This is a genomic window from Mycoplasmopsis agalactiae PG2 (genome assembly GCF_000063605.1).
GTDB classification, from domain to species: domain Bacteria; phylum Bacillota_I; class Bacilli_A; order Mycoplasmatales; family Metamycoplasmataceae; genus Mycoplasmopsis; species Mycoplasmopsis agalactiae.
This window is the reverse complement of sequence record NC_009497.1, coordinates 452,102-477,430: the sequence shown is the minus strand read 5'-3', so window position 1 is coordinate 477,430 and position 25,329 is coordinate 452,102. Positions and strand designations below refer to the sequence as shown.

General features: G+C 27.8%; 24 protein-coding genes, 1 tRNA gene and 1 pseudogene. 23 read left to right on the top strand and 3 right to left on the bottom strand.

All coding sequences use genetic code 4. From position 1 onward, the window contains the following. The first annotated feature begins 2 nt into the window (after positions 1-2). The 23 genes and pseudogenes from MAG_RS02090 (at position 3) to hpt (ending at position 23,435) form a co-directional block, all read left to right on the top strand. Positions 3-992 (top strand): hypothetical protein, encoded by a 990-nt coding sequence (locus tag MAG_RS02090; RefSeq protein ID WP_011949577.1) that lies wholly within the window; start codon positions 3-5, stop codon positions 990-992. Between the two features lie 237 nt (positions 993-1,229). After that, positions 1,230-3,002 (top strand): type IV secretory system conjugative DNA transfer family protein, encoded by a 1,773-nt coding sequence (locus tag MAG_RS02085; protein ID WP_011949576.1) that lies wholly within the window; start codon positions 1,230-1,232, stop codon positions 3,000-3,002. 15 nt (positions 3,003-3,017) lie between these two features. Beyond that, positions 3,018-3,182: a hypothetical protein gene (locus MAG_RS04360; RefSeq protein WP_232955064.1), complete on the top strand. Its 165-nt coding sequence runs from the start codon at positions 3,018-3,020 to the stop codon at positions 3,180-3,182. 116 nt (positions 3,183-3,298) lie between these two features. After that, complete coding sequence (locus tag MAG_RS04355; RefSeq protein WP_232955062.1) at positions 3,299-3,808, top strand: cytosine methyltransferase; 510 nt, start codon at positions 3,299-3,301, stop codon at positions 3,806-3,808. Between the two features lie 6 nt (positions 3,809-3,814). After that, positions 3,815-4,081: a hypothetical protein gene (locus MAG_RS02075; RefSeq protein WP_011949574.1), complete on the top strand. Its 267-nt coding sequence runs from the start codon at positions 3,815-3,817 to the stop codon at positions 4,079-4,081. 134 nt (positions 4,082-4,215) lie between these two features. Continuing rightward, positions 4,216-4,926: an Mbov_0389 family ICE element HExxH motif-containing protein gene (locus MAG_RS04350; RefSeq protein ID WP_408634300.1), complete on the top strand. Its 711-nt coding sequence runs from the start codon at positions 4,216-4,218 to the stop codon at positions 4,924-4,926. Further along, positions 4,907-5,149 (top strand): hypothetical protein, encoded by a 243-nt coding sequence (locus MAG_RS02065; RefSeq protein ID WP_011949572.1) that lies wholly within the window; start codon positions 4,907-4,909, stop codon positions 5,147-5,149. The genes MAG_RS04350 and MAG_RS02065 overlap by 20 nt, the downstream gene beginning before the upstream one ends. A gap of 37 nt (positions 5,150-5,186) precedes the next feature. After that, entirely contained in the window at positions 5,187-5,624 is a 438-nt protein-coding gene (locus MAG_RS02060) for a single-stranded DNA-binding protein (RefSeq protein ID WP_011949571.1), read from the top strand. Further along, the gene (locus MAG_RS02055; RefSeq protein ID WP_408634299.1) at positions 5,590-6,312 is read left to right on the top strand and encodes an Mbov_0392 family ICE element protein; all 723 of its coding nucleotides are present in this window, start codon (positions 5,590-5,592) and stop codon (positions 6,310-6,312) included. The genes MAG_RS02060 and MAG_RS02055 overlap by 35 nt, the downstream gene beginning before the upstream one ends. Positions 6,313-6,519: 207 nt before the next feature. Continuing rightward, on the top strand, positions 6,520-7,494 hold the full coding sequence (locus tag MAG_RS02050) for an MAG3960 family lipoprotein (protein WP_011949569.1): 975 nt from the start codon (positions 6,520-6,522) through the stop codon (positions 7,492-7,494). Then, positions 7,488-8,003, top strand: coding sequence for an MAG3960 family lipoprotein (locus MAG_RS04345; protein ID WP_232955060.1), 516 nt, complete (start codon positions 7,488-7,490; stop codon positions 8,001-8,003). The genes MAG_RS02050 and MAG_RS04345 overlap by 7 nt, the downstream gene beginning before the upstream one ends. Further along, complete coding sequence (locus tag MAG_RS04115) at positions 7,978-8,115, top strand: hypothetical protein (protein ID WP_172632550.1); 138 nt, start codon at positions 7,978-7,980, stop codon at positions 8,113-8,115. The genes MAG_RS04345 and MAG_RS04115 overlap by 26 nt, the downstream gene beginning before the upstream one ends. Before the next feature lie 350 nt (positions 8,116-8,465). After that, positions 8,466-8,768 carry an Mbov_0395 family pilin-like conjugal transfer protein gene (locus MAG_RS02045; RefSeq protein ID WP_101456827.1) on the top strand — a complete coding sequence of 101 codons (303 nt, stop codon included), beginning with the start codon at positions 8,466-8,468 and terminating at the stop codon, positions 8,766-8,768. A gap of 58 nt (positions 8,769-8,826) precedes the next feature. After that, positions 8,827-11,017 (top strand): annotated as a pseudogene (locus tag MAG_RS02040) (Mbov_0396 family ICE element transmembrane protein). Positions 11,018-11,343: 326 nt separating this feature from the next. Then, positions 11,344-11,664 carry a hypothetical protein gene (locus tag MAG_RS04335; protein WP_011949564.1) on the top strand — a complete coding sequence of 107 codons (321 nt, stop codon included), beginning with the start codon at positions 11,344-11,346 and terminating at the stop codon, positions 11,662-11,664. Further along, positions 11,661-13,928: an Mbov_0397 family ICE element conjugal transfer ATPase gene (locus MAG_RS02035; RefSeq protein ID WP_408634298.1), complete on the top strand. Its 2,268-nt coding sequence runs from the start codon at positions 11,661-11,663 to the stop codon at positions 13,926-13,928. Before MAG_RS04335 ends, MAG_RS02035 begins: the two co-directional genes overlap by 4 nt. A 42-nt stretch (positions 13,929-13,970) precedes the next feature. Further along, entirely contained in the window at positions 13,971-14,558 is a 588-nt protein-coding gene (locus MAG_RS02030) for an Mbov_0398 family ICE element protein (protein WP_011949562.1), read from the top strand. A 2-nt stretch (positions 14,559-14,560) separates the two neighbouring features. Further along, positions 14,561-17,074, top strand: a complete 2,514-nt coding sequence (locus MAG_RS04330; RefSeq protein WP_011949561.1) for an Mbov_0399 family ICE element protein — start codon at positions 14,561-14,563, stop codon at positions 17,072-17,074. Positions 17,075-17,448: 374 nt separating this feature from the next. Continuing rightward, a complete protein-coding gene (locus MAG_RS04325) occupies positions 17,449-19,119 on the top strand; it encodes a hypothetical protein (RefSeq protein WP_232955056.1) in 1,671 nt (556 codons plus the stop codon). A gap of 335 nt (positions 19,120-19,454) precedes the next feature. Further along, positions 19,455-20,093: an Mbov_0400 family ICE element protein gene (locus MAG_RS02020; protein ID WP_011949559.1), complete on the top strand. Its 639-nt coding sequence runs from the start codon at positions 19,455-19,457 to the stop codon at positions 20,091-20,093. A gap of 171 nt (positions 20,094-20,264) precedes the next feature. Continuing rightward, positions 20,265-21,497, top strand: coding sequence for an Mbov_0401 family ICE element transposase-like protein (locus tag MAG_RS02015; protein ID WP_011949558.1), 1,233 nt, complete (start codon positions 20,265-20,267; stop codon positions 21,495-21,497). Positions 21,498-22,405: 908 nt separating this feature from the next. Next, positions 22,406-22,897 carry a transcription elongation factor GreA gene (gene greA, locus MAG_RS02010; RefSeq protein WP_004023819.1) on the top strand — a complete coding sequence of 164 codons (492 nt, stop codon included), beginning with the start codon at positions 22,406-22,408 and terminating at the stop codon, positions 22,895-22,897. Continuing rightward, entirely contained in the window at positions 22,887-23,435 is a 549-nt protein-coding gene (hpt, locus tag MAG_RS02005; RefSeq protein ID WP_011949557.1) for a hypoxanthine phosphoribosyltransferase, read from the top strand. Before greA ends, hpt begins: the two co-directional genes overlap by 11 nt. A gap of 115 nt (positions 23,436-23,550) precedes the next feature. Here hpt and MAG_RS02000 read toward each other — a convergent pair whose 3' ends face one another. From MAG_RS02000 to ychF, 3 genes are all read right to left on the bottom strand, one after another. Continuing rightward, complete coding sequence (locus MAG_RS02000) at positions 23,551-24,009, bottom strand: hypothetical protein (protein WP_011949556.1); 459 nt, start codon at positions 24,007-24,009, stop codon at positions 23,551-23,553. A 102-nt stretch (positions 24,010-24,111) separates the two neighbouring features. Next, positions 24,112-24,185: transfer RNA gene (locus MAG_RS01995), tRNA-Trp, on the bottom strand. A 12-nt stretch (positions 24,186-24,197) separates the two neighbouring features. Then, positions 24,198-25,301 (bottom strand): redox-regulated ATPase YchF, encoded by a 1,104-nt coding sequence (gene ychF, locus MAG_RS01990; protein WP_011949555.1) that lies wholly within the window; start codon positions 25,299-25,301, stop codon positions 24,198-24,200. Positions 25,302-25,329: the final 28 nt, after the last annotated feature.

Sequence of the window (25,329 nt, the reverse complement as noted above, 5' to 3'; positions counted from 1 at the left end):
AAATGACTCTTAATCCTGGCCAATTGGGTATTGACAATCAAATGGTAGATAAAAATGAATGAAACGAAATACTTAATAAGCATATGAAATCTTTGCTTAAAGCTAATAAGTTAGATCCTAACAAAATAGAAGGCTACTGGGCATTGCACGCTAACAGTAAATATCCGCATATTCATTTAGGCTTTTTTGAAAAAGAAACTAATCATAACAATAACTTTAGACAATCCGGCAAGTTTAGCTCTAAGTCGGTAGAACGCTTTAAATATTTATTTGAAAATTCAATTAAGACTCAAGCTGAATATCAAAATTTATTTAGCCTTAAAAATAGCATTTGAAACAATAGAAAAGAAATTAAAGCACTATTTTTAAACGCTATTGCTTTAAATAATAGGCAAGAAACTAAGAGTTATGAAGCTTTAAATGAGAATGAGTTAAAAATACTTAATGCATCATTAGTTATTTCCAACTTTTATAAAAATTCTAAAAGTAAATCTTATGCCGCTGCTAAAGATAACTTAGAAGTTAAAGAAGCTATTAATGATATTTATGAAGCAATAGTAGAAAATAATCAAAAACTAGGGCTAGCAATTACTAAATATAAGCAAGAGTTTAAAAGTATTAATAAAGCAAAATTTAGCAATAAATACAGTGCTGGACTAAAAGATGAATTTGTCGCTAACGAAAAAGATGAATTCGAAAAGCAAATAGGCAACATTATTGTTAAACACTGTTTAAAAATGAATGCTAATGAAAGAGACGAAGATAAAAAAGTTAGCTATGAAGAAAAGGATCTAAAAGAAGACTTTAATGAAGCAGAATTACCTATAGGCCTAAGTTTTTATCCTAATAAGTATGATGAAATTTCTAAACTTAAGAGAATGATAAGAAGTTTAAATTATGAATTTGATCGCTTAAGCAGAAGTCAAAAATTCCAAGCTTTAAGAAAGTACAAAAAGAATATTTCCGAAGTAAAGTCGAAAGTTATTTTATAAATGAGTGATAAAAAAGCAATTAAGAAAAGCAAAATTCAACATATTTTAATTTACACATTCGTTTTTATTATCTGACCTAGCCTATGTTTATTACTACTACCTATATTTATGCTTTTAATGCAAGCAAAAAGTGTAAGTATTTTCGAAAGCTGAGTAAAAGGACAACGCAGTTTTATAAATGATATATGGCTTTTTTAAAAAATAAGTACTAACTATAGAAACTATTCATTCTTAATTATGTTTGCTGGTATGTTATTTTGATTCATTGCTTTAAGCTATCGAATATGAATAAGATGAGTAATTTATAAAATTAAGAATAGAAATAATTCAAATAACGAAGATAACTGAACTTATAATCAATTTACTGATGAAGGAAGTAGTAAATTACTCCGCAAAAAGTTTAAAAGTGGCAAGGCAAATTTTATTTTAGGAAAAGTCGATAAGCCTATATGAAACAATCCTTATATTGTCAATAATACTGATGCACATGGGATAGTACTAGGTATAGCCGGTAGTAAAAAAACTGAAAAAATTGTTATTCCATCAATACACTATAATGCCAATTTAAACTATAAAGAACGCCCTAATATGATAATTTCCGATCCTAAAAAGCAAACATTAGCTAGAACAGGCAATATCTTAAAGCAAAAAGGATATGACATAAAAGTATTTGACTTTATAGATCCTAAAAATTCTTTAAACTGAAATCCTTTACAGCAAATATGAGATGAATTACATTCAATTAAAAAAGAAGACTTAAGTGATGAAAATTACAATAAGGCATTTGAAAAAATTATTGAAATTACTGATGCACTGCCTTGGCCTTTAGAAAAAGACACAATTTGAGTTAATCAAGCTAAAGCAACAATTAATGTGGTTATAAAGTTTCTACTCCTTTATAGCTTAGAAGATCCTAATTTTACAATTGAACACTTTACCTTTAGAAATGTCGCAGCTTATACATCAGTGGCAGTATTTAAAGATGGCAAATGAATTGAGATAACTAATAAAAATAAAGAAAAAAATAAGCACTGAATCAATTTAAGTAAAGAACAAGATCAATTAGTAAACATAGTTAATGAAACGCTTTCTGGTGTGTTAGCTAATGCAAGTAATGTATTAATTGCATTTAGTCAAAATCCGACTTTATCTAAGCTAACTAGCAAAACTACTATTAACATTAAAGATATTGTAAGAAATGATAAGCCTTATGCTGTTTTCCTTTGTTTCCCTGATCATAAACAAGTATTTAATTTCTTACTTAGCATGTTAGTTACACAAATTTATCGAGACTCTATTGATTATGCTAATTCATTAGTAAGCCAAAAATTACCGCGAATGTTGCAATTCTATTTAGAAGAGTTTAACTCTTTAAGAATTCCTGAAATAGCTGACTGAATGTCAATTAGTAGAAGTAGAAATATTCTTTTCCTATTAGTTTTGCAATCATATGAACAATTAAAAAAATATAGCGAAAAAGGTAAAGATGGTGATGCAATTAAAGCACAAGCACGGCTAGTAATACTATTAGAAACTAATAGTGATGAAACTCTTAAGTCGTTATCAAATACATTAGGCGAAAAAGCTGTTAAAAAAGAAAGCATTTCAAAACAGAGTGACAGTAATAGGCAAACTGTTTCTACGTCTGAAAGTAAAGAAAATGTAATGACTGTGGCTGAGTTAAAGTATAAAGATCCTGATATGACTATTATTTCATCCGGTGGTAGTAGGCCTATTGCTCTTAAACTTAAGCCTGCTTATAGCTATTTGAAAAAAGATTCTTATATTCATGACTACATTGATATTTATGATGGTGAGTTAAAAACTGACTGAGATCTTAAGGAAATGAAACAAATAGATCTTTATAAGCCTAATACTCCTATTGAAGAAGCTGAAGGACAAAAACAAGATGAAGATAGCATAGATATTAAAGATAAATTGGCTTTAATAAACTTTGAAGAAATAAAAAGTTATAGCTGTTTTAATAGTAATAATGAAAGTTTAAGGTAGATAAAAGGCATAGTGATGAATAAATTAGTTTTATGGCTTTTATTTGATGATGGCAATTGTTCATATGCAAAAAGCATTTTAGAATATAGCACTCTTTTTGCTAACTATGACTTAGTTAAGGCATACAGCATAGGTATAAATGACTTAAGCGAAACTATTAAAACAAAAAAGAAAACATAAGCTGAGAGTATAAAAAAATAAACTTATCCTTAGCAAATATACAACTTATTAAAGAATTAAGCCAATTGCCTAAGCCTGATATTATCCTAGCTAGTCCGCCCTGTGAAAGCTTTAGTATGGCCGACTGTTCGTGTCGTAGGAGTCAAACTTATGATAGTGATAAATGAGTAGTAAGAAGTAGAGAGTGATATAGAAACAGAGCACTTACAGTAACTGCCCCTAATAAAACTAGAGACTTTATTAATAAAGAAAGAAACAGACTAATTGGTGAAGGCTGTGCATCCGGACTAGTGCATATTATCGAAGTATTTAAGCCTTTAGCTTATGTAATTGAGAATCCACGAAATAGCAAAATATGAGAATTTCTAAAGTTCCATTGAAGCTTTGAAGGCTTTAAAAACATAACCTACTATTACAACTATGACCTTAACTTTAGCCAAAAGCCAACGTGCTTTATGAGCAATTACTCTTTAAATTTAAAAAAGCAAGTACTTAAAGATGGCTATAACAAGAATCATTACAAGTTAGGCAATTATGATAAGCGTAGTTCAATACCTACAAAATTAATTGCTGATATCCTAAAGCAAATTATTAATAAATTCAATGATGAGAATAAGAAAGAGTAAGAAGAAATGCAATTAGAAACTAATGAAATAAGAAGTCAATTAAGACAAATTCAAAAAGAATTAAAAATATTAAAAGACAAAATAGAATTAACTAAAAAGCCTTATGCATTTGGCTTTGCTACATTTAAAAACAGTGTAATTGCTTTATATGACAAAATATTGCTATTTTTAGTTTCCAAGCCTTTTATTGGTTCTCTTAATTGCTGTAAGAAAAAATATTCGCATATTTTAGAAATTAATAATAAAAATAAGTTTCTAGTTCCAAATGAATAATCAAGTTAAAACTACTAATATAAATTACATTTTAGAGAACAGCATTAAAGATATAAAAGAGTTATTTTCTAAAGATGCAAAACTAAAAAATTTCTTAGCTTTTGCCGGCAAAATAAGCCCGCAATTATCATTAATTAATCTTAGGTATTTGTATTTTTAAAAAAAATACACTTAGTGACAATAAAGAAACTAATAAGCCTACTTTTAGCATAATCAAAACACTTAGTCAATGACACGAGTTAAATATTTATGCTAATAAAGAAGAAAAGCCCCTGTACCTTTTTACTCCAATAAATAATAAAGCTACAAATGAAATAACTTTTAGCGCAATGAAAGTTTACGATATTTCGCAAACTAACTATAAAGACTATAAAGCTAAGAAATGAGAAGAAAACTCTTTTAAAGAAGCTGTATTTACTCTTTTTAAAGACTATAGCATCAAATGAATTGATGATATAGAAATGCAAGGGGCAAAATTAGCTATTGATAATTTAAACAAATACATATTCATTAATAACAAATATAAAAATTGAGATAACTATTTAATATTGCACGAATATGCCCATCAATTAGCTAATCATAATAGCAATGATAGAAAAGATATTTTAAAAGAATATCAAGTTATAAAAGCCTGCGAAATGTTTATAAACACATTAGAGTTTGAAAATGAGTTTTATAAACAAGCATATCCAAGATATGAAAATATCCAAGTTCTAACTGTAATTAAAAGTTTAAGCAATAAAGATAAATATAAATTGTTAGATGAAATACTAACTATAGGCTACAAGCTTATTGATAAGTTTAGTAGTAATGATGATATTTTAAATGATGAAATATATGCTTAGTTATGATGAATGAATTTATCTTATACAAGAAGCTTTACATTTCTTTATATATCTTAAAGAAAAAGAAGCGGCAGGGCCAATAGGCCAAAAGGATTCATTATTAGAAGTTGATAAATGAATAGAAACTAATAAAGAAACTTTCTTTATTCCTAAAGGTTATAGTAAAGAAAAGTGGATAGAAGAATTAAGAGCATCGCTAAAAGATGCAATAGAAGAAAAATAAATTCATCCTAGTGATGAAATAAAGAAGGAAGAAGACAATGAATATGAGAAGAGAAGATAATAACACAATAGTAATAAGTGGAAATGTAGTTAATGATGAATATTATGTAAAAGAATTTAAAAGTAATAAAGATACCGATGGAAAACTACTTAAATTAAAGCTACATAACACAAGCGGTAATAAACACAATTACTTTGATATAGCACTATGAAATGCTAATGCGCAGTTTATTTTAAAAAAAGTTAAAAAAGATGACCTTATTGAAATAATAGGACACTTAGAATCTGGTTCATATTCTAAAGACAATGAGAAAGTTTATTTCTTAAGCATTGTCGCTGATAGAGTAAAAATTATCAAAACTGCTTTTGAAGATGAATTAGATGAAAAAAGAGCAATTGTTGCACAAGCTTATTCTAATGCTAGCAAATATAAAGAAGTAGATATACCAACGGCTGAATCGCTTATCGAAGATTAAAAAAGGGGTAAATAATGAAAAAAATTTTAATTTTAAAGATATAGCATATTTAACACAATATGCGCCAATGGATATAACTGATGAAATGGTTGAAAATCATTTTGAATATATGGCTAATAGTTACGAAGATGAATTAGACAAATTAGCTTATATAGAATTAGTTAAAAAAACTACAGAGAATATGACTTACATAACAGATGATATTAATAAAAAGATCTATGAATCAATTTATCAAGAAGAAGACTTAGATAAGTTAGCTGGATATTACAAATTAAGCGAAGACTTAGCTAATGGCGAAGCATACGAAGAAGATTCTGAACTATGAAATAAATTTTGAACTGATGAAGATATTCATTTACGTGCTGACTTATGGGAACAAATAGACAATGACTTAAAAACTAACGGCATAGAAGCAAATCTTTATCTAGCAAACGACTTATTATTAATGCCTAAGGATGTTGAATGAGTAAGAATCAATGTATATGAAAGGGCAGAATCAATTAGCCACATAAATAAAGAATTTGACAACTGAGTTTCTGACCAAGACTTAGAAAACTGCTTAAGTTCATATGATAAAGAAGAGTTTATATACGACTTTAAATTAGAAAAACAATTAGAAGAAAAACTAGAAGAAAAAGACAAAAAAGAAAAAGCATTAGTTAGTTATGTAAGGAGTAAAAATGGGTAATTTTTCCCTAAAAAGTTCATCTTTTCCATAATACTTATTTGCAAAATAACATTATGAAAGGATGGTTATTAAAGTAAAAATAAAACAAATTAAGAAGTAAAAGCAATGGTATTTACTTTAAAAATAAGAGTTAACGGTCAATATTTTATCATAGATAAAATATTATTGTATAATATATCTAACTAATTTTGATAGTGAGATAGAAAAATGAAAAAGAGAATGATAATAGGTGCACTAGGTTTAGTAACACTAATGCCTTTAGCTACTGTAAGCTGTAAATTTTTTGGACTTAATGTTAGTGAGATTATTAGGGGTGGCCCATCTCATACAACGCCGCCTAAAAAAGATCCTAATCATAATGATTCATTTAATGAAAGAGAACAGGATATTGTACCTACCGAATTTACATATAATGGCAAGGCTTATACAATTAATAGAGAAGATACACTAGATATTAAAGATGCAATTTATGCAAATTTAGTACTTAATAATAATGCAGAAGGCTTTAAGAAATTAATTCCTGATGCAGAAGAGTATAGAAAAGTTAAAAACTTATATGCTGATGATAATGGCTTTCTGTCAATAGCTGAAGTTTCTTATTATGTTAGAAACTTAGAACACTTTAAAAATGGCTTTATTTATCGAGAAAAAAGCAATTCTCCGGAAAGAATTAGTAAAGATGAGTATATTTCTTTAGTTGATAAAGTTTATGAAATTATGGCTGATTCTAAGCTAAATATTGCTCTTAATGATACAGATAAAGAATATGTTGACTTTGATAATGTTAGAAATTATACATTAGCAAGATTAGCTGAATTTCATGGTAAAGATTCAAAAGAATGGGGTGAATTAAAAACCGAAAAAGTTCCTGACTTTGAGCCTGGTTCTTTTAAAATAGATGAGTACTATAAAGAGATACCGCCTGAAAATGATTATTCTGACTTAAGAACGCATGAATTAAAACAGCGGCCATCGAAATTATGAATTTATAATAGGATGATCAATAATAGTAATTTCTATAGCCATAAAAATAATAAGCCTAATGAATTATTCTTACATAATGAGTTTTTATATGGTAAAAAACTAGATCCCGAAAAGTATTTCTTAGAAATTGATATTCTAATGTTAATAATTTGACTTAAAAACGTTATACAATGCAATATCCATTATGGAGAATGCTAATAACTTATTTAGAGTTGCAAAAAGCTTTAATTCAAAAGCAAGAGTGGGATAAAGAAAAGTCGCTAACTGATAACTTTAAGAAATTAGGCTTAATTGAAAAGTTAGATAACTTTCATGACACAGTATTAGAATATATGAAATTAGGACAATTAGTCGGCTTTACTGATGATGAATCTAATAATTTATACTTATTCCCTACTGATCTAAATAAAGAAGTCAAAACTGACTTTAGAGACGCTTATAGATGGGCATATTATGAGTATCATTTGTTTATACAGCCAATGTATGTTGCATTAAGCAGGGGCACTAAGGAAGCATTCGAGAAAGAAGAATTAAAGCCTTACTATGACTTTATTTGAGAAAATATAAGAGTAGCTGATAAAGTAGATAAGCCTAGAATTTTAAGCAAAGAAGAAGCTTTAAAAAAAGCAAAAGAAATAATTAAGCACTATCAAAATAATTTTGGTTGAGAATTTAAAGAAGATGAATCTAGAGAAAAAGAATCATAAAAAAGAGTTGATTAAGTCTTTAAATGAAAATGTTGATAATTCATTAGAAGAAGTAATTGATGATAATGATCCTTTAGTAAAGCAAATTATCTTAGATCTTATATCTGAATAACTCTTAAAGTAATAAGTAAATACCAACAGTAAATTTTATTGTTGGCTTTTTTAGTTTCTTTTAATAAAAGAAAAGGAGAAAAACTATTCAAGCAATTTTTCCAATTTTCATTTTTATGCTATTTAGCTTAATAGCATTTTCCCTAAGCATAACTCTAATATTAATTGAGTTTAAAAACTGCTTTAAAAAAGATAAGGTAGTTAGAAATAGGGCTAGGGAGTTATATGGGCATAGTTGAAAAATATGCCTAGGCATAACAATAAGCACTGGCTTATTAAGTGCAATTACTATTGCATCATTTATTGGTGCATTAATATCAATAATTTAAAACTTTTAAGGAGATAAATATTATGGGTGGAACTAAGCCTTTTGATACTAGCACATTACAAACTAATTTAGGTGATCTAGCGGCTACAGTACAAAAATATATAAATATTACACTAGGTGCTTTAGCAGGTATCTTAGTAATAGCAATTTTAATTGTTGGGGCTACAGCCTGATTTAAAGCTTCAAAAGCTGATTCTGATGAACAGAGAGCAAATGAATTAAAGAAAATTAAATGACTAGCTGGTTTTATTATTTTCATTGTTATTGCCTGAGCAATAAGTGGAGTAATAACGGGTATATTACAGGGTGTATGAAAAGTTAGCTAGCCCTTTATTTAATTCATAATAAAACTTTAAAAATTATTATAGTGAAAGGATAATAAAAATGTTTGCAAGGTTAGGCTATGCTATATGGCTTGGTTTGTTTAATGTTACTGTTAGACTTCCGCTGTGATTGCTTGATTCTGTTGTAAGAATATATAAGATGATTACTTTTGCCTTACCATCTTATTTACTTTTTGGCATTAGCCCTGGTGAATCATTTGCTAATGCACAATTACCAATACTATTTTTAAGAATGGCAATAATATCATTTTTTGTTTTTGCAATTCTTTTTGCACTTAGTGCTGTTAAAGTGCAATTTCAAAAGTCGGATCAACCTTCGCCTATTTCAATTGCTATGAAAAATAGCCTACTAGGCACATTGTTTTTAATTGGTATACCAATTGCCTTATATGTATTTTCTATACTAATTAGCATACTAGTTGACTTAGTTTTAGGCGGAAATGTTAGTTTAGGACAGAGTATATTTGACTCGCTTTATGATAAAGCGTGGGCTGATAAAGGAGTTTCTTTCGCTACTTGGTCAAAGCCTGATTCTGAATATGGATCCTACTGGGTGACTTATTCTACATATAGTAAATTACCTAGTGGTGCAAATGCACAGTCGTGGTTTATGGGGGACTATATTATCTATAGGTTCATTAGTACCTATGGTATTAGGCATAATAACAGTAATTCAAAAAATATTTCAACAGTTCTTTTTATTTGTAATTAGCCCTTTCATTGTCGCTGCATCTGTTTCGGATGATGGCAAAAGAATGAAACAATTTATTGAAATGTACTCTACTAAGTCATTTGCAATTATAGGCATGTTAATTGGATTGCAAATGCTGACAGTATGAATTACTAAAACTACACAGTGGAGTAATACATTAGATATTAATTTCCTAGAGAGATTCTTAATGAATATCGCCTTAATTATAGGTGGTGTAATTAGCGTTATGAGTTTAACTAGTGTTATAGCGGCTTTTGCTGGTGAAAGTGCTAGTGTAAGAGAAACTATGGCTGAAACTAAAGGCACTATCGCTGCTGGTGCTGGCTTATTATTAGCTGGTGGAATGATAGCTGGTAAATTCGGTAAAAAACTACTAGGCGGCGCTGCTAGCCCTGCTAAGGGTATTATGAATAAAACTCATGCAGGAAGATCATTCTTAGAAAACATAAGCGAAAAGAGAAATATTAACAAAAACTTTAAAGCTGGTAGAACTACATTAAAACAAAGAAACGAAGCTTTAGAAGCCCTAAAAGCACAAAAACAAGCTGAGAAGGTTAATAAATTAAAATTAAGAGATCAAAAACAAGCTGACTTAAGACTTAAGTCGCAATTAGATGGTCCTGTTGCATTATCTAATGTTGCTAATGATTCTCCTAACTTTAATTCAATTTCTCCTAGCCCTGCATTAAATAATGCAATACCTACAGGCTTAAATGCTAGTGATAATTCATTAGTAACTAATGCAAATGTATCTAATAATGCAGTAAATAATGCTAACTTACAAACTGATAAAAGCTACTTAAAAGAATTAAGCAATAAAGATATTAAATCATCTGGTGGCTTATTACAACATAAAGCTAATGTGGCATCTAGAGTAGCAAGAAGAAAAGATAAAGAAGAGAAAAGACTTACTAAGTCAATTAGTAAAAACAAGAATAAGTTAGATAAAACTAATAACAAGCTAGAAAATAAGCTTTTAAAAACACAAGAAAAACTACTTAAAGCTAAGAATACTAAAGAAGAAAATAAACTTAATAAAGTATTTGACAAAACAAAGAATAAGTTAGATAAAACTAATGTTAAGTTAGATAACAAGCTTAATAAACAAGAAGCACAATTAGATAAAACTAAAAAAACTAAAGAAAAAGCAATTAGAAGAACTACTGCACTAAGCGCAATGCAAGAAGACAGGAAAAAATTCTATACAAGCGCACAAAATAGAAATTTATTTACTAGAAACAGTTCATCAAATGTAGATGATAATGCAGGTGCATATAAACTAAGCAAAATTACTGATAATAAAAAATGAAGTGATATTGATAAGCAGGATAAAGCGAATGAAACTGCAAGCCAAAAACAAGCTGAAACAGTAAATTCTAATACTAATAGTAATAGCAGTAATAAAGAAATAGAAGAATCAAAAAATAGTAATTCATCTAATTCAAACACTGATAAAGAGAAAGCAAATAAAAGTAAAGATAATAAAGAAATTAAGAATCTAGTTGAAAAAAAATGCTAAAGAAGTAAAACGTATTAATGATGAATTAGAGACTCTTAAACTAAATGATATTAAAGAGAAAAGTAAAAGAAAGAAGGGTAAATAATGCTACAGCCCAAAAACTTAAAAAAGACTCAAAACTACTTTTGAAAGTCGTTTAGCTGACTAGACTTTCTGGTAGTGTGCATTGTAATTATTCTTAGTGTAACAATAGGTTATACAGTATTTCCCCTAGTTATCCTAAGAAATGAAGTTTAATTCTTTCTATATTACTAATACTAGCATTTTCAACAGTTTTAATTAAGTTAAGTAAATATGACTGTAGACTATACATTCTATTTTTTAGAATGATTAAATATCTTTTTAGTGTCAAAAAATACAATAAGAATCAATATAGCCCTAAATTATTAGTTCCCTATAAAGCTATTATTGAAAATAAGTTTATAAAAACTAAACAATTAAAAGCTGGATCAAAATATATTGCTATTTTACGTTTCCAAGGCAAAAGCCCGTGAAATGAAGATTCTGAAGATAGAGAAGTATTTTTAAGTAAGTTTACTGAACTATTAGATACAAGCGACTATTATTTAACTTTTATAAGAAAAAAAGAATTAGCTGACTACAGGCAAAATTTTGAATGCTTAAAGAAAAATAAAAAAGAAAATTAGCTACACTAACTGCTAATAAAAGTGCAAAAAGTATAATAAAAAACTATAAAGCATATTATGAATATGTAAATAATGACTTAGAGTTACTAGATACTGAATTATTAGTAGATACATACTATATAGCACTATATGCTAAGGATCTTTTAGAACTTAAAAAAATGGTGCTTAATACTATTGCTAACTTTAACGCAATGGATATTGAAAGTGAATTAATAGAAGGCTTAGAATTGCTAAAGTTTTTAGCATCTGTAAGCTTAAAGTCCTTAGATGAAGAAGAAGCAATTAGATATTTAGAGTATCAAATGAATAATAATCAACGAGATTCATTTAATGCTAAAGATGATCATATTTTTGAAACATTAACTTTTAAGGAAAAAGTTAAAGAGTTTTTCAAGTTTTTAAAAAGTAATTTTAAAAAGAAGCCTATTATAAATAAAGAAGTCAAAACTAATAAGCCTAAAACATTAGATGAATTGCTTTCATCTGATACAGTGTTTAAGCGCAATTACTTTATTAAAGATGGCAAATACTACTCAATACATACAATAAGCGAATTACCGCTTAATTTAAGCGAAGGCTGGGCTATAAGCTTATTTGACAATGACGTTACTATTGTCTGAAATATGGGCATATTCAATGAAGCGTCGCAAGCATCTTTATTGGATAAGTCTGGCAAAAGGATGAGTGATAATAAAACTTTAATTAAGTCAAATTACTTTAGGGCATCATCTAGTTTACAAATTGAAGCCTTAGAATATTTACAAAGTCAATTACAAGAGAATAAAAACTTATTAATGAATAGTTCATTAATGATCATTAATGAAGCTAACAGTTTAAAAGAATTAAGAAAAGCCGAAAGTAAAGTTTTAACTACTGCCAAAAGGGCTAAGTTAAACATTAATACTGTACCTTTTAAACAATTTGAAGCCTTAGCGCAAGCGTGCTTAATTACTAGTGATAACTTACACGAAGCAATACCAATGAGTAGTTATAACATTAGCCATGGCTGGGCATTTGAGAATGAAACTAATAATGATAATAATGCATTTATCCTAGGTAGCACTGCATCGACTGGAGAACCTATAATTTTTGATCAATTCTATAAAAAGAGTGCAAGAAGGGTTAATTACAATATGTTTACTGTCGGCTCATCGGGTAAAGGTAAGTCGACTGATGTTAAAAAGGCCATTTTAGGCCATTTAGCACACAATAATAAGGTATATATCATTGATCCGCAAAATGAGTATTCTAAGTTAGTCAATCATTTTGGCGCTACTTTAATTGATTTAGGCCTAGGGCATAAAACAATAATTAATCCATTGCATGTGCAAATACAGCTTTTTAATGATGATGAAGAAATTAGCACTAAGTTAATAATTAATAAGCACCTAGAATGGTTAGAAACATACTTTAAGTTAATTAATACTGACTGGAATCAAGACTACATTGTATTTTTAATGTCAATGGTAAGAAGCCTTTATGAAAATATAAGGCTTTATAACCTAAAAAACATTAATGAGTTAAGAGACTTTAATTATCCAATAATGAGTGACTTAATTAATCATTTAAAAGAGTACAAATGAAAAGATGAATTTGAAAAACAGAGAAAGAAAATTGTTTTAGCTAACATTATCGATAGGCTTTCATTTGACTATGAAAATAATGGTAAATATGAATATATTTACAACGGGAAAACTAACATTGATCTTTCTAATGACTTTATCATTTTCAATACACAAAAATTATTTAATACTTCTAAAGATAGTGGACAAGTAGGCTTATTTGTTCTCTTAAGCTTTATTCAAAACAAAATATTTAATAATGCAATAGAAGATAAGAATGCAAAAACAGTATTGGTTATTGATGAATTGCACATGTATATTGATCCAAGCAATACTGCTACATTAGACTTTGTTTATACAATGACAAAAACTGTTAGAAAGTTTAATGCAGGTATGATACTTTGTACACAGAATCCATCCGACTTTTTAGGTTCAAGCAATATAACTAAAAAAGCTGAAGCTATATTGCAAAACTGTCAATATGCTAAGTTCTTTGGCCTTAAGCAAAAAGACTTAGAAGCTGTAATGGATATGTTCAAATCTACTGGTGGGCTTAATAATACTCATCAACGCTTTTTAGCTGATAGTGACGTCGGAAACTTAATTTTTAGCTTACATATGTATTCAAAAATAAAAGGTAGTATCTACTACAACGAGTATGAAAAACAATTGTTTTTTGATAAAGGCATAATAGGTCAATAAGGCCATTTTGCTTTTATTTTTTTAAACAAAAAAGAGTAAATAATGACTAAGAAAAATGAACCATTAAGAATAACTTTTAGGCTATATGAAAAAGAAGATATAGCAAGGTTTGAAAAGTTTAGAAAAGTAATTGAAATAGATAATAAAAGCACGTCGGAAGCAATTGCTGGAGTGTTTAAAGAGTATTTATATAACAAGGAAAAAGAGATTGTTTTTAAAGATGCATTAGATGATATTTACTATGCAATGAGAAAGGTGTTTTATTCATCATTAGCCCCTTTTCAAGCAAATATAACTAGAGAGTTATTAAAAAATAGGGCTGAGTTAATGCTTATTAATAAAAAGCTAGATATCTTAATTAATGCTAATAGCAAGTTAGATAAAAAAGTTTTAGCTAATTTAAGTATGGAGTTATTAGAAGAAGCACAGTATTTTGAAAAAATGAGACAAATATTAGATATTAAGCATGATGAAACAATGAACAAGATCAATGAAAAAGTAAAGACAATTAAAGATAGTGAAAAGAAATTTGAACGCTATAGAATGCATAATGGCGAATTAGATTCGCAAATTATAAGCCAAAAGTATGATGAATTCGAAGCTTTAATTAATGACAATAGGAAAGAGTAAGTATGAATAAAAAGAAACTAAGAATAATACTATCTACTACTTTTTCATTACCTTTAGTAGCACTAAATACTAGTGCTTTTTTCCATGCTAATTCAAGCAGTGCAAGTACTAGGTATTTTGACTTTCCAAATAGTAAATATCCCGTAACAGTTGAATATGATAAGTCAACATTTAGTTTTGAGAATATTTTCTCCGATCCTAATAAAACTGGTCCATCTTATACAAGAGAATCTTTTAGAATGAGAATTTGAGAGCCTAAAAAATGAAGTGAAGTGCTTAATAAAAATGATTCATCTGAAATTGGCAAATGACAAATTATGGATGAAGAAAATAAAATAGAAGATATCTATGATTCTAGAGATGAAAGAAACATAAATGGTGCTATTAATACTAAGGTTATTACCAATGTAAAAGGCTTTAAAATTACTAGAGAATTTAATAGTTTAGATAAATTAATTGATTCGATATGATGAGAAAAAAATGACCAATATGGCTATAAAAAAGACTTTATTGAAACTTTTAACTATTATAAAAATAAAGAAAGAAATTCATCAAATGCTACAATATCAAAAATTACAATGTCACTAGAAGCTAAAAACTTAAATGCTAGAAAAGTTAGTTATCTAAACGGATCTTTTAACCCCGATGACGAAGATGAAGAAGAATCAAATGATAATATTAAATACAGTAATGAAGGTAAATTAGACTGAGATAAAGTAACTAGCTATAAAATAACTGTTGAATTATCTAGACCTAGAGATATAGAACATCCTTTTTCAAAATATAAAACTGACTTTAATAATCTTAAAAGTAAGTTAGAAGCTTACAGTTTCAATATTGAAACTGACACTGGCGGACAATTAGGCACTGATGAATCTAAGCAAAATGGCGATAAAACTAACATTGAAAAGTTAGATGAAAAGTTGCAAGAGTTTAATAAGCAAAATAGTAACAGTTCAAAATTAAGGGCTGAATTTGAAGTTACTAGCCCTAATACAATTGATATTTATTTAAAAAATGAAGATGGCACATTTAAAGAATTTGTTGCCAAAAATGTAAAAGTTAATATTACTCCATCTGCTGAATATAAAGGTAGAATTGCTAGAAAAAACTTAGAACAAAGACTAGTAATTAAATTAGGAAAATGAGTTGACTTTCAAAATGGCACTACTAAATTAGTTGATGATAAGTTAGAAAAAGATCCTAGTGATAAAAAACAAATTAATAATACAGGCGCTGAAAGATATGGCGGAAGATGAATTGCACATACGCCATTAAAAGTTAACTTTACAGCTACTAGTGATGAAACTGAAGTAATTACAATAAATGGTAAAAAAATTGACGTTATTAACTATAGATTCGAAGAAGACTTAACTGACAATAGAAAAGATGCTGATGATAAAGAAAAAGTTTTTAATGCTGATATTAAAGATCAAAGTGATAAAAATGCTAAGAATGATTCTAATTCGCATGCTAAAAATGAATATAAAATTGAGATAACTAAGTATAAAGATAAAGCACACAAAACAGTTGAGTATAAATATACAAAAATAATTGTAATTGATAGTAGAAGTGCTCAAATGGACTATAAATGATTCGCTTGAGATCCTGAGAAAAATAGGCATCAAAAAGAGTTAATAGAAGGGTTTTTAACTGATGAAAAAGGGGAAGTTAAAAAAGATAAAGATGGTAAGCCAATACCTAATGCTAAATATGATCCATTAATTGATAAAAAAACTGGTACTAAAAAACAATTAGTATGATTTGATTTTAAGCGTGGTAGTACTAAGTCAAATTTAGGCTTATTTGCTAATATTGATACTAATAGATATCCTGAAAAAGATGGCCATTATGTGCCTAATAGTGATTTTGCTGATGATGTTGATTCTAAAAAAAACTACTATAAGCTAACTAAAGCTCCATATAAAACTAAGACTCTATTTACTCCGCACAGTAATGAAAAAGATTTAGACGCTGGAGTAATTGCTGAAGCAGTTGTACTAGATGGTAAAGGGGCATTAAAACAGTTAATTGGAAAAAATGAAAATGCTACATTATTTAAATTAACTAGCCGTGGGCTTTATAAAATATCTAAAAGTTCTACTAAACGTTTCCTAACACTTGCAAATGAAACAGCATCTGATAATTACTTTTCTGAAGAAGGTATTTGACTTTTTACGTCAAATGCTAAGAATTCAATATCAAATTATAAATTTGTATTAATTAATAAAGATAGTAGCCCTTATAGCCAATTTTTAGATAACTTACCTAATTTTGATTCATTAAAGCCTTTATGAGAAACTAAACAAGGTAAAAGATTTTTTGAATACTTAGAAGCTACTAAAGAATTAAAACATGAACAAATAAAGTTGCTCAATTATGAAGATGCAATGGAGTATTATAAGCAATATATTAATGACTTATGAACTGGCTTTGAAGTTAATAGCCCTATTGCTATAACTCCTAAGTTTAAAAAAATACCAAAACAAAAAAGATTTCTGATATTGCATCTGTAGATAAATTTAAACAATATCTAGATAAATTCGATCATAGTGATAAAGTAGAATTAAGTAAAGTTGAAGTTGGCGGAGAAAACTATTTAAAAGTATTCTTTAAGCTTAAAACTACAAATACTAGATATAGGCTAAGTCAAGATGGTTATGCTGTACATATTGAAATTGATAACTCTGCTAATGGCAGTTCAAATAGTGGTAATAGTGCTAGCGATGGCTCTAAGCCTGGTAGTGGCGATGGCAAAGATCCATCTAATAAAAAAGAAACTAAAGAAAATATTTACCTTAGTCTTAACTCTCAATTATTCTTAAATTTAGCGGCTAAAAATAGCTATAGCTCATTTAAAAGAATTTTGCAATTCTTACCTAAAAATGATGTGTTTTTATCTTTATCTGAAAAGCATTTACAGTTACTAAATATTAATTATGACTTAAATGAACGACTTAAATTGTTAGTAGTTAATGTTTCATTTATTGATCTAAATAATAATAAAAAATATAACTTATTGCCTAAGTCAAATTTCTCTATTTTGTTAGATTTTGCTAAGTCTATTAGTGATGATGATTCAAATAATAGAAAGCCTTATAGTCCATCTAATGGTAGTGATTGAGAAAGAGTAAGCCCTAGAGATGATGATTTAAATAATAGAGATGGAAATAATGGTTCAAATAATGGTAACAGCAATAATTCTAGCAATTCAAATGGTAATAATGGAAATAATATAAATATCCCTGGAAATTCAAATACTCCTACAAATAGCGATGGTAGAAACAATAACTCTGCTAGCGGCAATAGAGATGGAAATAATGGCTCAAATAGTGGAGATAGAAGCAGTAATAACGGTTCAAATAGTGGTATAGATCCTAATAAGAATCCTTATGCTGATCCATTTAGTGAAAAATGGCCTGCTGACAATTCATCTGGTAATAATGGTATTAGTGATGATGAAAGCGATATTGCTAAGGATAAAAGAAGTATTTTTAATGGCATAGTATTTAAAAGAATAAACTTAAAAGGCACTAGCACATTTGAAGAAGCTAAAGAATGAATTAAGAAATTAATTCAAGAACAGACTCCTAATTTAAAACTAGGCAGTGACTATGAAATTAAGAATTTAGATCAAGTTGCAAGAGAAAAAATATATCCGCAAACTAATGTAAGTGACTTTAAAAATGTTAATATTTCATTTGCTAACCTACAAGCTTTAGGCAAAAAATTTGGTTATGCAAGAGTTGAAGTAGTTAATGTTGTAGCGCAAGCTTTAGATGAAGATATTGACTTATCGAAAATTAAGCTTAATGATATTAATTTAAATGAAAGCAAGCTTTCATCATTAAAAACTAAGATTATTGATGAAATTAATAAGCAGTTTAAAAATAAAAACTTAGAAGTAGGAAAAGACTTATTAATTAAAAATTATGAAGTTACTATAAGGGCTTTAGCCTTAGGTAAAGGTATTAGTGCAAATGCTGAAATTACAGGTAATAACATTAGAATCAAAAACTCTACTTTTGTAAAAATTACTAATAGTGCTGATAAGGTTATAAACGATGAACTAGGCCCATATATTAGCCCTTTTGAATGAAATAGATCGGGCAATAATGGCTTTATTGATCCAAGCAATAATTCTAATGATCCTAATAACAATGATGAAAACACTCCTAATGATGAACCATCAAATGATAATTCATCAAGCAATAATAGTAATAATGCCAATAATACAAATGAAAATGAAAGCACAAATACTATCTATGACTTATCATTTTTAAAACTAGAAAAACTAGAATTTGCCGAACATATAATGAGTGAATTAAGGGATAAAATAGTTAATGCTATCATCATTCAATTAAAAGAAAAATACTTTATAGAGTACAAAAAGCATTATGATATTGATCTAAATGAATTAAATGCTGTTGTTAAAAAACTAGCTACAAAAAGCAATGAAGCAATTGAATCTGTTTTAACAATAAGATCTATACCTAAAGTATCTAGAAGAAGTGCTTTAGCTACAGTATCTAATTTAAATAAATTACTAGATCCTGTTTAAGATTTAGATAAGCCATTAAATATTAATGATAATAGTAATAGCAAGAAATTAACTCAAAAGCAAATACTATTAATTTATTCCTTTAGCACTTTTAGGCGCTACTGGTATTGGTACATTAATTGGTTTTATATACATTAGAAAAGTTAAGAATAAAATTAAGTAAAAAATTTATGAACTTTTTAAAATAATAATATATAATTAAATTACCTTAAGGAATAGGGCGTTGTAATTACTTTTGCCGTCCCTCTATGGTATCTTGGTAACAAGGTCGTAGATAGTAAAAAAAAGAGTATAAAACAGGCTTTGTTTAAGTCTGTTTTTTTATAATTTTTAATATGAGCAGATTATTAATTGGTAAAGTTTATAAGCAGAGAAATAAAGAAAACAAACTCCCTATTGCTAAAAGCAAGTTCGGAGATGATATTATAAGCCACGGTGTAAACAGGCCTTACTTAATTTTCTACTCTGATAATAAAGTCTATTATCTATCTGCAAAGTCTGTAAGTGATAAAAATAGAAAAGCTACTGAAGATGATAAAGGTAACTTAATATTAAAAACTGATCTATACGGTGATGATAAAGAAATAGCTGTCGACTGTTCTGTTATAAATGTAATGGATAGAAAACTTTTTGAAAGTTTATATGTTGAAGATAGCGAATGAAATAATGTTCAAACTTCGGCTGCTATTTATGATAAAGTAATGCAAAAAATATATGAGAATATAAATAGGATAGGTTATTTCGAAGTTGCAGGTTTTAGTGAAACTGAAACACTATGAAAAAATAATGATGAAGCGTTAAAAAACAAAAAAGTCTATGAAGCAATTATTAAAAAATATTGTGAATACTATAGCAAACAACTATCCGATGAAATAACGAATAATATGAACGATCTATTCTTTAATAGTTTAGAACGCAAATATAAAAATATTATCTATGAATCCCAAAAGGAAAAGCGTGGTTTTACTTTATAAATTTTAGAATACCCTAAATTTAAGCAAAATAAGCCCTAATAAGGCTTACTTTTAATAAAGATGAATAATTTATCATCTTAAGCAATAATAACGATTTTAAAGGCATTTAAAGGCCTTTTTTATTTTGCAGGTTTTAATTTCAAAAGTAGCTAGGCATATAATTTAGATATTATGAACAAATTCGATATTGATATTTTTGATGAAGTCTTAAACACTACTAAAAGTCTATATGCAGCTAAAGCTAAAGAGTTAAATGATAAAGAACTTTACTTTAGAACAGTACTAAGAAAAAGTCTTTATCCTGACTGAGCAATTTTTAGAAAAACTAGTAGAGTCTGAATTACCTTAGGTGGTATTTTTACTCTTAATATTACAATGTATCAAACTACTGATGCTAATGGAAAGCGCAAGCGTTTTACATATTATCACGATGAAAAATTAAAGCAAATATCTAAGTTTAAATATGATGAAGATGTTATTAAATTAGCACTTAAATTTTATTTTGAAGGAAACAAAATTCCTGATAGTTTAAAAAGAATTTTTCCTAGTAAGCAACTAATAAATTATTATCTTAAAGCATTTAATCTTAAAGAAAAAATAGAGAAAAAGAATGATGAAATATTAGCTAATATTGAATCTAATTTACAAAAAACTAATAGCAAATTAATGTTGGAAATGGATGACTTTTATATCTTTCATAAAAGCGAAAGAATTAGAAAAATGAGAGTAAGACAGGTAATAATGCACACTGTTAATGGAAGCAAATTATCAAACATAATCAATATGTTTTTTACTAAAAATATTGATGAAGCTACTACAAAATTTAATGATATGCAGTTTATCAAAACTACAGTAAGTAAACAATTAAATAAGTTTAATAACAACAGAGAAATTATTGTAAATGGCGATGGTGCTAGATGAATAAAGCATTTAGCAAATGAATTAAATGCTTCATATTCCTTAGATCTTTTTCATATCAAAAAAGCAATTAATGACACATTTGGCACAAATAAATTTGCTTCTAAAGAGAATAAAACATACTTTAAAAACAATATAAATTATTGCTTAAATACGCCATGAAAAAATGCTTTTTCTGATGCAGTTTTTACTAAAAATGAATTAATGTTTCATACACTTTATAATGAATTTTTTGCTTATTCTAGCATTATAAATATGCCGAAAGTTATTCATCAAAAAGTACAAAATTTTTATAAATTCATCAAAAATAACTCCCTAACTGTCTTTAAAAATAATGAAAATGATAGTTCATATACTGAGCATTTTGTCTACAATTCATTCAAAAAACACATTAAAAAAGATCAAAGTTTATACTGTTTTGAGCTTATAAAACTAAGAGTAATTTACAAAAATATTGCAAAAAATCAAGCCACACTTTTTTATTAAAATTCAAAAAATGCGAAAATTTTCCACTAGCAAACTAAAAAAATTGCTGTTTTTTTAACTAAAAAATATCAACTTAAGACTTAATTTTTTATATAAATTTCAAGCACTTTCTATCAAGTTTTGGGAAAAACATTATTTTTTAATGTTTCAAATAATTGACATATTAATAAATTCTCTCTATCTAAATATTAGATATTTAGATAAATACACAAATTATTTTGCTATACTTTACACAGTAAAGTATAAGTTAATCTAATTTTATTAAAATATCTTATATTTTAATACAAATAAGCTGGTGCAAATTTATTATTTTTTGACACTAAGAAAACTATTAGGTGCATTTGTGACAAAAAATTCTATTAATATCTTTATTTTTCTAAAAAATAAAGAAAGCATAAAAGTGTCGTCCGGTAAGGACTTTGTGACACTCCCTTATCTTGCCTTTAAAGGCAAATAAAAAACTAGGCAAAAAATTTTGAAACCTAGTTTTTTGCAATTTGCCTCCAAAAAATTTTATTTGAGTTTTCTTGCAAAACGATGTAAATTTTTAATGATTGCATAGGGTTAAAAAGCTATCGCATACTTAAATTTTACTGTTCCTAATTACATAAAAATAATTCAAATTAATTATTCAATAATACCATTTTAGTTTGATTATAAATCGTAATCTTTATTGATCAGTAATTACCATATTTGCCTGTTTTATAGCCAAATATGTAAACAATTAATTGATGTCAGCATTTAAAAAATAGCTTATATAGCTTAAATAAGGTGCATTTTTTATTATTTTTGGCTTGTACAGCTGTATAAACAAATTAAAATACTAATTTAAAATTATGAATTTTAAACATTGGCTTTTTGATATATAATTTAAAATTAAATTGTAAAAACATAAGGCGGAATACTTAATGGCATTACTTGGAAATGAAAAAATTTATTTATCAGAAGAGACATACAACAAATATAAAAATGAATATACAGAGTTAGTAACTGTTGAGCGTCCAGCAGTGCAAGCTTCTTTAAAAGAAGCTAGAGCTCAAGGTGACTTGTCAGAAAATGCTGAATATGATGCAGCTCGTGATCGTCAAAGTGAAGTTGAAAGAAGAATTTTAGAACTAGAACGTATTTTAGAAAATGCTGAAATAATTGATACAAAAAGTGCTGTTCAAAATAAAGCTGGAATTGGTGCAACTGTTAGATATCTAAATATGAAAACAAATAAAGAATTAGTTGTCACAATAATGGGGCCACACGATAGCAATCCTATTGAAAATAAAATTAGTAACGAATCACCTGTTGCGCAAGCAATTATGGAAGCTAATGGAATTGGTGATGTTGTTGAAGTTGAAGTTCCTCAAAAATACAACATTAAAGTTCTAGATATTAGCTATGCAAAATAATATTGACAAAAGAATTCTTAAAGTTATTTATTCTAAAGAGGAATTAGAGAAAAGAATATCAGAATTAGCATCATGAGTTAACAAAACTTACGCAAATACTGATGGATTAATAATAGTTGGCTTACTAAAAGGCTGCGTTCCTTTTTTAGCCCAATTAATTAAAGATGTAACTATTGATCATAAACTTGATTTTATGATAGCTTCAAGCTATGCTGGTGGTTCTAAATCGCTTGGAAGTGTTAAGATAATCATGGACATGGCCGAAGAAATTTCTGGCAAGGATGTTTTAATTGTTGAAGATGTTATTGATTCAGGCATAACCTTAAATAAAGTTAAAGAAATTTTAGAAACAAGAAATCCTAAATCAATAAGAATTTTAACTTTATTAGATAAGCCATATCGCAGAAAAGTTGCACTAAATGCTGATATGTTTGGCTTCCATGCTCCTGATGAATTTTTGGTAGGATTTGGTTTAGACTATCAAGAAGAAATGAGAAACCTGCCTTATATTGGAATTTTTAACAAAGAGTATTTATAATGATAATTAAAAACGGCAGAATTTTAACTGCTGTTTTTTGTATTTTTTAAGTTGCTAAGTTTACATATAACGCTGTTTTATAGTGATAAAAGAATAAAAAATGCCACAAGACATTTTACATTTTAACTTCCTCACTTGGCATTTGTGGTGTTTTTGCTAATTCATTATTTAGTAGTTTTTTATATTCAACTAAGTATAAAATTGTGCCAACTATTCCAATAAGCGGAATAGTAACACCTAGTATAAATAAAACTAAATATTTTTGATTATGAGCAATTATTGCGGCAAAAATAAGTATTATAAATGCAGCGATGTATGTAGGAAATACTAATAGGTAAATAATTAGAAAAGCTCATATAGGCCATGTGCTAGCTGAATGTTTTAGGTAATTTTCTGGGTTAAAGGTTTTTGGATCAATATTATAAATGTATTTTGGAACTTCACTTTTAACAACAACATATGCAACAATAGATGTTATTATAGCAATAACTATCATAGATAAAACTAAAGCTAAGTAAGCTATAGAAAACTTCTTTGTTTTTTCAAGATTTTTTAATTTTTCAGAATTTGTCATGTAAAGATTATATCGTATTTTATTTTCTGATTAGACTGTGAAAAAATACTTCTAGATAAATAAAAAAGCCTGTTTTATAGGCTTATTGGTATTAATAACATATGGCGGGAGTTAAAGGAATCGAACCCTTGCAAGCAGTTTTGGAGACTGCAGTACTACCATTATACTAAACTCCCATAAGTAAGATTTTACTTACCAAATTTAAAGTGGCAAATATCTCCATCTTGCATAATGTAGTTTTTGCCTTCGCTTCTAATTTTGCCGGCATTACGGGCACCTTGCTCACCATTATATTGTATATAATTTTCGTAACTAATAATGTCAGCTTTAATGAATTTTTTCTCAAAATCACTATGAATAAGGCCTGCACATTGTGGTGCTAGCATGCCGTCTTTAAATGTTCAGGCTTTAACTTCCATTGGTCCAGATGTAAAATAAGTTTTTAATTTTAATAAGTCAAATGATTCTTTAGTTAAGATATCTAGTCCGCTAAGACTTATATTGTATGAACTAAGTCACTCATTTGCCTCAGCTTCATCAACTTGTGCTAGTTCTGATTCTAATTGCACAGATATAGGGATAATTTTTTCATCATGAGCTAATGAGTTTTTAAGCTCATTAAATAATTTGTCATTAGCATAATTACTTATTTGTTCAGTTGATAAATTAGCTACATAAATAATTGGCTTAGCAGTTAATAAATGATATGTTTTAATAAGTTTTGTTTCTTCTTCAGAAAGTGATTGTAATAATGATCTTACTGGCATTTCGTTTTCTAACGTTTGCTTAATTTTTTGAGCCAAATTGTATTCTAAAAGTGCTAATTTGTCACCTGCTTTAGCTTTCTTGCTAATTCTATTGATTATATTTGTAACAGTTTCAATATCAGCTAACATAAGTTCATAATTAATAACATTTTTGTCATTAACTGGATTAACTTCGTTAGCTACATGCATAATGTCTTTGTTTTCGAAACATCTTACTACATGAATAATTGCATCTACTTCTCTTATATTTGAGAGAAACTTGTTACCTAGCCCTTCACCTTTAGAAGCTCCCTTAACTAGTCCAGCAATGTCAACAAAGTCAAAAGTTGCAGGAACTATTTTTGCAGGATTAACAATTTTTGCTAGTTCAACTAGTCTTTGATCTTTAAGTGCAACACTGCTTATATTTGGATCTATAGTTGTAAAGGCATAATTTGAAGCCTCAACTTGATGTTTTGTAAGTGCACTAAATAGTGTGCTTTTTCCAACATTTGGAAGTCCAACAATTCCTGCTTTTAATCCCATAATTATTACTCCATAATTTAAATATATA